Genomic DNA, 8,984 nt, shown 5'->3' on the forward strand with positions numbered 1-8,984 from the left:
GTCGGGAAGGCCGACGAGCAGATGGTCGCCATTCGCCGCATCGAACAGCAGGTCGTAGAAGAACAGGCCTTTGTCGATCGGCCCATCGGACAGCACAAAATTATCGGCGGTGGTGCTGCCGTCCACATGCGCCACCAGGATGCCGTTGGGATTGTAGCCGCCCGGCCCCGCATTGGTGTCGTTGACATAGATCTGGGTCACGCCGGTGGCGTTGCCCCCGACCGAGAGCACGTCGGCCACCGATCCCGCACCGCCCAGGAAGGCGTCAACGCCGAGATCGCCGCCATTGCCGTTGTAATTGCCGGACGTTCTGAGCACATCGGAGAAATTGCTGCCATCGCCGACAGCCTGGTCGCTCAACTGGATGTGGCCTAGCGCGTTGTTGTTCAGGTTCTCCAGGCCGTTGAAGGTCGTCGTCTCGCTCACCCCGGTCTGATTGCCGGCGAAGATGTAGTAGAAGTTGTTCACCGCGTCATTGGCGCCCGCGCCGAAGTCACTGGTGCCGTTCGTAATCCAGAAGAACCTGTTGTTCAGCGTGTCGTCGCTCGAGCCGGTTTCCACCCGTCCGATGATGCCGCCATTGGTATTGTTGTCGATGGTCGTGGGACCACCGGCCGTGCGGATCGCCAGATCGGTTTCCAACAAGGAATTGTTCGAGATCACCCTGGTGTTGGTGATCTGGATCGCACCGGTGCCGCTGACGGCATCGATGCCGGTAACCGAGCCCTTCGTGAAGGTGTCGTTGATGATCGTCACGGTGCCGGTCCCCGTGGAGGCGGCGAGAATGCCCGCGCCGGCCGTGCCGGTGACGACCGTGGCGGGGTTAAGCGGGTCGGCCAGGCTCGTCGTCACCTGGACATTGCCGCCGGCGGAGCTCTGCGCATTGATGCCACTGCCGCCGGTGCCGGTGACATTGCCTTTCGTTTCGACTGTCGAATTGCCCGACGCCGTCGCCTGGATGCCGTCGCCGGCATTGCCGGTAACATTATTGCCCGTATCCGTGGTGACCTCGACCGTGCCCGAGTCCGCATTGGCGTCGATGCCGATGGTGCTGCCGGTGACGGCGGTGTGGATTTCGACATCGGTATTGCCGGTGCCGTCCGCATTGGCAAAGATGCCGGCACCGGCCGTGCCGCTGATCAGCGTGCCGACGGCGCCGTTCGTCGTCACATTGACATTGCCGTTGGTGCCGGACACCGCATTGATGCCGATGCCATTGCCGGTGACATTGCCGCCCGTGCTGACCGTGACGAGGCCCGAGGCCGTCGCGTCGATGCCGGCGCCGAACAGGCCGTTGACCGCATACTGATCCGTGGTGACTTCGACGGAGCCGTTGTTCGAAATGGCATTGATGCCGATGGTGCTGCCGGTGACGGCCGTGTGCACTTCCACATCGACAGTAGCGGCGGCGCCGGAGGAGGAGGCGTTGATGCCGGCCCCGCTTGTGCCGCTGATCAGCGTGCCGGCGGCGCCGGTCGTCGTGACGGAGACATTGGCGAGGCTCGACACCGCATTGATGCCGATGCCGCCGGTGCCGGTGACATTGCCGCCCGTTCCGACGATTACCGCGGTGGTTCCCGTCGCATCGATGCCGTGGCCGGCCTGGCCGAGGATGGCCGCCGTGCCTGTAGTGACCTGGACCGAGCCCGAGAACGCGTTGGCGTCGATGCCGATGGTGCTGCCGGTTACCTGGCTGTTCGCGGTCACGGTGACGTTGCCCGCCAAGGTCGTGCTGGCGGAGATGCCGGCGCCGCCGGTGCCCTGAACCAGCGTGCCCGCTTCCGTCGTCACCTGGACAGTGCCATTCGTGGTCGTCGCGAGAATGCCGTTGCCGCCCGTGCCGGTGACATTGCCATTCACATCGACGGTGGTGCCGGTGCCGCTCGTGGCCTGGATGCCGTCGCCGCCATTGCCGGTGACCGCGAAGCCGGCGCCCGTGGTGACACTGACCGTGCCGCCGGCATTGGCGTCGATGCCGATGACACTGCCGGTCACGGCGGTGTTGGCCTCCACGACGACATTGCCGGCCGGTGCATCGGCATTGATGCCGTCGCCATTCGCGCCGCTGACCAGCGTTCCGGCGGCGCCGTTTGTCGTCACTTCGACGCTGCCATTGCCGGTCGAGACGGCGTTGATGCCGTTGCCGACGGTGCCGGTGACATTGCCGCCCGTGCCGACGGTCACGGCGCCCGAGGCCGTGGCCTCTATGCCATTACCGTTCGTGCCGGTGACCGCCGCCGCGCCGGTGGTGACATTGACCGTGCCGCCGGCCGCATTGGCGAAGATGCCGGTGCCGCCGGTGCCGGTCACCGCACCTTGCGCGTTCACGACGACATTGCCGAGCGTGGTCGCATTGGCAAGGATGCCGTCACCCGATTCGCCGACCACGGGGGTAGTCGCCTCGGTGGTGATGGTGATATTGCCGCCCACGACGCCGCCGCTCAGGGCCACGATACCGCCGGCGGAGCCCGTCACCGAGCTGGTGTCTTCGATGATGATCTCGGTGTTGCTGTTGAAGGCCGACGCGTTGATGCCGCTGCCGGCATTGCCATCGACATCGCTGTCGCCGGTCAGATTGATGAAGCCATCGCCGCCGGTGACGCCGTTGAAGGTGATGCCGTCCGTGGTCCCGTTGACGTCATGATTCTGCAGGGTCAGCGAAAAATTGCCGTTCACATAGGTGCCGTTGCTGCCCACATATGTGAGGGTGTCGTTGGTCGTGCCGATGAAGCACACCGTGCCATTGGCCCCGTCGATGCCCCCGACGCAGGCGGCAGCATAGGTCTTGTTGACCGTCGCGCCATTGACCAGAACAAGGCAGCTGGTGAGGATGGAAGAGTAGAACAGGCCCCGCGCCACGGAGCGGCTGACGCCCCTATTCGCCTTGTTTCCAGTCGACAGCGGCTTGGCGGCTTCGGCCGAATTCAAACGGCCGAATCCTGCAGATTTCTTACGCAGCATGAATGCCCCCAACGTAAAGGTACCAAAATTACGTTGAGACTATATTGCGCTAGGGGAGTTCCGCTAGCGATTCCTCAAGGTAAAGAATTATTTTTGGGAGAATGTTGTATAAATATTACAGGTGCACCGTGGTCTTTGCCTTCCTGCAACCAGAAGAAGAACCTCACCAACTATACCTGACACCCAGATTGCCGGAGATCGCCTCCAGGTCATCAGAGAACTGGTAATTGCCACGCAGGAAGCCGGACCAACCTTCGGGTGCGGCCACGCTGAAGCCCAGCGACACATCGCCCACCGTCTCGCCCGGCTCGTCCGAGACGCCGAAGGCCGGGAAGTTGGGTACAGCGATGGTGACATCATTGTCGCTACCGGTGAACGCCTGCCAGACACTCGCCGTCACATCCGACGAATAGACCACCTGGTTGGCCCCGGTGTGATCATAGCCGAGCCTGAGGCCCAGCCGGCCTCTGACACTCGTCTCGTCGTCGAAATCGACATTCCCGCCCAGGACGTCGACATCGTCGATCTCGGTGTGCAGCACCGCGAGCGCCGCCTGCGGCTCGATGAAGACGCCTTCGCCGCCGCCGATCTTGTAGCCGGCATCGATCAGGCCGCCGATATTCAAGGCATCGGTATCCTCGTCATCGGCGCCCGGCGCATCGGGATCGATCGTGATGTTCAGGAAGTCGGCCTTGACCAGCATGTCGACATAAAGCGCTTCGTTCAGATAGGTCGCATAGGCGCCGACCGACGGGCCGTCATAGGTCCATTCGGTGTCGGTCTCGTTGAAGGCGAGCTTGGAGCCCGTATAGCCGCCGAACAGGCCGAACAGCCAGGCATCGCCCTGACCTTCGGTGGCGAAATCGAAGCCCGCGAGGCCGCCATAGATCGACTGCTTGCGGTCGGTCACCTCCAGACCATCACCCTGATCGCGCTCGAGCCAGGCGCCCACAGCTTTGATCCAGAAGCCCGGCCCCACTTGTCCGGCTGGCGTCGGCGCGACTGGCTCGCTAAAGTCGGCGACCGGTGTCACCTGCGTGCCCGCGAGCAGCGGCCTCAGATCGGCCTGGCGCTGTAAGAGTGTGCCGGTCGTCTGGTACCAGATGTCCTGCGTGGCGGTGATGCCGGCGGCGAATTCGTAAGCGCCGGTGCCTACACCCGACGTGAACAGCTCCTGCGTGGCGCCGTCACGCCTCAAATCCCAGGTGAAGAAGCCGACATTCAGCGGCCCGCCATCGAGCACGAAGTCGCCGTCATGCGTGGCGCCGCCATTGGTCATCTCGACCACGGCGATGCCGTCGCTATTGGCGCCCGATGTGCCGGTGACATTGACCGAAACCCTGGTAACGCCACTGGTGCCGGCCGTGGCGCCGTCGATGATCAGCCTGTCCGACTTGCCGGTGCCGGGTGCGCCCAGCAGCGCATCGACCGCGAGGCTGCCGCCGGTGCTGTCATAGGCAGTGTTGCCGGTCATGGTGAGTCTGTCGCCCGCCTGGCCGTCGACCAGGGTGACCAGTCCGGCGTTCTTGAAAGACTCGAGATTGAGCAGCGAGACATTCTCGTCCGTCGCATTGTCATCGGCCGAAGCGACGGTGCCGCTGTTGGTGAAGACGTCGACGCCGCCGCGGAAGTCCGATACGCCGCGCGCCGCGAAGACGCCGCCCGCCTCGTTCTCGACCAGATCGCCCTGCTCGGTCAGGTCCATGAAGCCGAGCACGGTGCCCGAATTGAGGATCTCGGTCGAAGCCCCCTTGGTGTTGATCGCCGCGGCCGTGAGCACATTGCCGGAAGCGATCAAGCCCGAATTGACGATATCGATGTCGCCGGCGGTGACAAAGTCCGGATCGCTCATATCGGTCCGCAAAGACACGCCGCCCGCATCACCGATGATCGTGCCGCCGATATTGTTGACGGCGATCGAGCCATTGTCGCCCTCCGTCGACGCCCGGACGCCGATGCCACTCACATCGATCAGGTTCGAGTTGTCGACGGCCACCTGGGCGCGGCCATTTTGATCGGTGCCGGGGTTGCCTGGAGCGCCGTCGGTGAGCGTTCCGGAGTTGATGCCGGCGTCGCCGTCTTGGCCGGGAATGCCGCCAGCGCCACCGAAGCCGAAGCCGCCGGGCAGACCGCGGGTCACACTGCCGAGGAAACCGGCGGAACCACCCGTGCCCGTCCCCGATGTCGCGGTGATGTCGACGCCATTGCCGGTCGCCAGGATCCGGCCGTCATTGACGACCCTGACCTGCGCGACGCCGCCAACGCCACGACCGCCATTGCCGGCATTGCCGCCGGTGCCGTTGCCGCCGTCACCGCCATTGCCGCCGTCACCGGCCACGCCGCCGCTGGCACCGCCCGTACCACCGCCCCCACCGGCACCGCCGTGGGCGCCGCCGCCCCTGCCGCCATCGCCGCCGGTGCCGTCGCCCGCAGTGGCGATGATCGTGATCGCATTGCCGCCATTCGCAGTGATGTCGCCGGTGTTGTTCATCCCGACGCTGGCCGAGCCACCCGTGCCATTGCCGCCATTGCCGCCGCTGCCGCCCGTCGCCGCGCCGCCATTACCGCCGGCGCCCCCCGCGCCACCGAAGCCGTCACCATTGCCGCCGGAGCCAGTGGCACCACCCGTGCCGCCGGCACCGCCGGCGCCAGCCGTTGCATCTCCACCACTGCCGCCATTGCCGCCGACCGCGTCGCCGGCATTGGCCACGAGGGTGATGCCCGCCGCCGAGGTGTGAGCGCCATTATTCGTGTAGGTGATCGCAGCACCGCCGCCCACGGCATTGCCACCATTGCCGCCGGCGCCGGCCATCGCGTCGTTGCCGCCGCCGCCGGCGCCACCCCTGCCGCCACTGCCGGCGAAATTTCCGTTGTCGATCAAATTGGTAAAGGCGCCGACATCGCCGCCGGCGCCGCCGGTACCGCCGGCGCCGGCCGCCGCCGCGGTGGCATCACCGCCGGCGCCGCCATGGCCGCCCGTTGCCGCGAGACCAGGTGAAACTTCCGACACGATGGTCACCGGACCGGTGGTGGTGCCGTTGCGGGTGATATTGATCGAGCCCGTATCGCCGGAGCGGGCATTGCCGCCATTGCCGCCATTGCCGCCCGTCGCGGAAGAGTTGCTGGCGCCGGCGCCGCCAGTGCCGCCAGTACCGCCATTGTTATCGATCGCGAAGTCCGTAGCACCGAGATCGCCGACCTGCCCGCCGGCGCCGCCCGTGCCGCCGGCGCCACCGGCAGTGGCCGTGCCCGCGCCGCCTATGCCGCCCTTGCCACCGGTCGCCGCGCCGCCAATGGAAAGAATGGAGAGCGGGCCGATATTCGCGGCCGCGTCGATGTCGATCGCTCCCGAGCTGCCGCCCGTGGCATTGCCGCCATGGCCGGCATTACCGCCCAGGCCGTTGGCGTGACCACCGACGCCACCAGCGCCGCCGGTGCCGGCGTCATTATTGATGCCTGTCAGCATATCGCCGAGGCTGCCGCCCACGCCGCCGTCGCCGCCGGCGCCGGCCGTGCCGGCCTGGCCATCGCCGCCATCGCCGCCGTTACCGGCCGCGGTCGAGCCGCCGGCCGATTTGATTTTGGTGGGGCCGAGATTGACCGCGGTGACCAGGATATCTCCCGTGCTTCCGCCCGTTGCGTTGCCGCCTCTGGTGCCGTCACCCCCGGCGCCGTCAACGACGCTGCCGGCACCGCCAATGCCGCCAGTGCCCCCTCCATTGAAATCGCCCTCCGCGATGATGCCGAGTGAGCCGCCGGCGCCGCCCGTGCCACCTTTGGCGCCGGTGCCGCCCGTTCCCGCGCCAGCAGTGCCGCCGTCGCCGCCATCGCCCACGCCGCCGGTCGACTCGATCCCCAGGGTGCCGATATCGCCACCCGCCGTGACGCTGATGGCGCCGACATTGCCGCCGGTGCCGTCGGCGCCTTCTCCGCCCCAGCCGGCGCCGGCATTCACCGCGCGGCCATCGCCGCCGATACCGCCGGTCCCGCCTGTGGTATCATCGCCCGTCAGGGTGGCGGCATAGCCGCCGCCACTGCCGCCGGCACCACCGGCCGCGGCGCTGCCACCTTGAGCGATGCCGCCGGCGCCACCATTGCCGCCGGTGCCGACGCCACCGGTGCCCATCACCAGCGCGCTCTGGATGTTGCCGCTCACATCGACGGTAATCGTGTCGACGCTGCCGCCCTGGCCGAAATTGCCATTGCCGCCATTGGTGCCCCCGCCGATGGCACGGCCGCCATCGCCGCCCGGCCCACCGGTGCCACCGGTCCCGCCGATAACCGTCGGCCCGCCGACACCGCCGATGCCGCCCACGGCCCCTGTATTGACGGCGCCGATGCCGTCACCGCCCCGGCCGCCATTGCCGCCCTTTCCGGCCGCGGCGACGGCGTCGACCATCGCGGCGGTCGTGATGTCGCCGTTTCTGTCGATCAGGATCGGACCGATGCCGCCGCCAGTGCCTGACCCGCCATTGCCGGCGGGCTCGCCGCCGGTTCCGTTGGCGTTTTCGCCCAGGCCGCCGTCGCCGCCCGTGGTGCCGATAGCGACGCCCGGCATCCCTGGCGTACCGGCGGCGCCCGCAGTGCCTGTGCCCGTGGTGCTGTCGGTGCCATCTCCTCCTGCCGCAGCCGTGGGGGCGGGCGTGATATTGGGATTGTCGATCGTGGAGACCGGCACGGCGACATTGCCGGGCGCCTGATTGGCCCCGTCGGTGCCCGGATTGCCCGTCCCATTGGCGGCGAAGCCCGGAGCCGCGAGAACGAGACCACTGATGAGAATGCTCGATACGAGGGATGTGTGAGCCAGCAAACGGAAACGCCGCGTCTTCTTCGAGGCCAGCTTTTCAACGGCCGCACCGATCGTCCGAGTCATAAAGGAACACCCCAGGGCAAGAACAAAATCACGATAGGTTTATCTAACCCTAGGGAGAATCACCAGACGACCAGGCGAACGCCAAGCAAAAATTCTTCCATCTGTTGTCAGAACGACACAGAGTGCAAGAACAATCAAAAGTTGATAAATGAGGCTTACCGAGCGCGTTCCTTATTACCAAAGTCGAGCAGCTTTGGCGGCAAGCGCTTTAGGGCCGGGCAAGTTCATCCAGGCTCTCGGCAATTCCGCTGACCTGGATCGTGAAGGTGATCGCCTTGCCGGCGGGTGTCTCGATCGTGAGCTTGACGTTTTTCGCCTGGCGCAGGTCGTCGAGCATCTGGGCCTCAGGACGGATGCGGGTGACACATCCGGCAGGGGCGCAGGAGAGATAGGTAAAGCTCTGCGCCGCCCCCTCGCCAATGGTCATCTTGAGGCCAGGCTCTATGAGGACATCCGACGGCGTGGTGATTTCCATCAAGAGCTGCCTGTCCTTGTTGTACCCGATCAGCCAGTTGATCACCGTCACATCGCGGTTCTTGTCGCGGATCGCCAGCCGCGCCACGCAATTCTTCGGCGCCCCTTCCGGCACTTCCGCGCAGGAGACGACCCACGCGCCAAATTGCTGAGGCGCGCCCTTCTTCGCCGCGGCCTGCGTATCCGCGACCTTCACATCCGGGCCTGCAGTCGCCGCGGCCTCCGGTTCAGCCCCGGTCTTCAGATCGCCCGGCGCCAGCGTGGCCGTCTGATCGGCCGTGGCGGTTTGCGGGAATTGCCCCGTCATATAGCCGGCGGCAAGCCCCAGGCTGGCGGCGGCGATGACCGCGACGCACGCGATCGGGATGATCAGTCTCATTGCAGCTCACATTCCGTGCCGATGGCTCGCCCCGAATCAAAAACGGAAGGGGGTACCGTTGTTGACGATACCCCCAATTCCTTATCACTTTTCCCCTGTCGGGGCAGATCACCAGTAGACGGCGAAGCCACCCGAGGCGTTCGGCTTGGTCACGTCGTCGCTGAACAGGATGCCGCCCTTCAGATAGAGCGTTGTGTTGGTCGACAGATTGACGTCGACCTGGCCGCTGACATCGCCATAGACGCCTTCCATGCCGTCATCCGAGATGCCCAGCGGCACGTCGGCCAGAATGTCGAC

Annotated in this window: 3 protein-coding genes and 1 pseudogene; all 4 read right to left on the bottom strand. The window is 66.1% G+C overall.

Annotation, left to right across the window (positions count from 1 at the left end; genetic code table 11):
• Positions 1 to 2,961 (bottom strand): annotated as a pseudogene (locus tag JHL16_RS17360) (beta strand repeat-containing protein); the annotation flags it as partial.
• A 163-nt stretch (positions 2,962 to 3,124) separates the two neighbouring features.
• On the bottom strand, positions 3,125 to 7,834 hold the full coding sequence (locus tag JHL16_RS35270; RefSeq protein ID WP_200186121.1) for an autotransporter outer membrane beta-barrel domain-containing protein: 4,710 nt from the start codon (positions 7,832 to 7,834) through the stop codon (positions 3,125 to 3,127).
• 208 nt (positions 7,835 to 8,042) lie between these two features.
• Positions 8,043 to 8,687: an invasion associated locus B family protein gene (locus JHL16_RS17370; RefSeq protein WP_200186122.1), complete on the bottom strand. Its 645-nt coding sequence runs from the start codon at positions 8,685 to 8,687 to the stop codon at positions 8,043 to 8,045.
• A 108-nt stretch (positions 8,688 to 8,795) separates the two neighbouring features.
• A partial coding sequence (locus JHL16_RS17375) for a hypothetical protein (RefSeq protein ID WP_200186123.1) occupies positions 8,796 to 8,984 on the bottom strand: 189 nt, incomplete at its 5' end.

It is taken from the genome of Taklimakanibacter albus (assembly GCF_016595235.1).
GTDB classification, from domain to species: Bacteria; Pseudomonadota; Alphaproteobacteria; order Rhizobiales; family Aestuariivirgaceae; genus Taklimakanibacter; species Taklimakanibacter albus.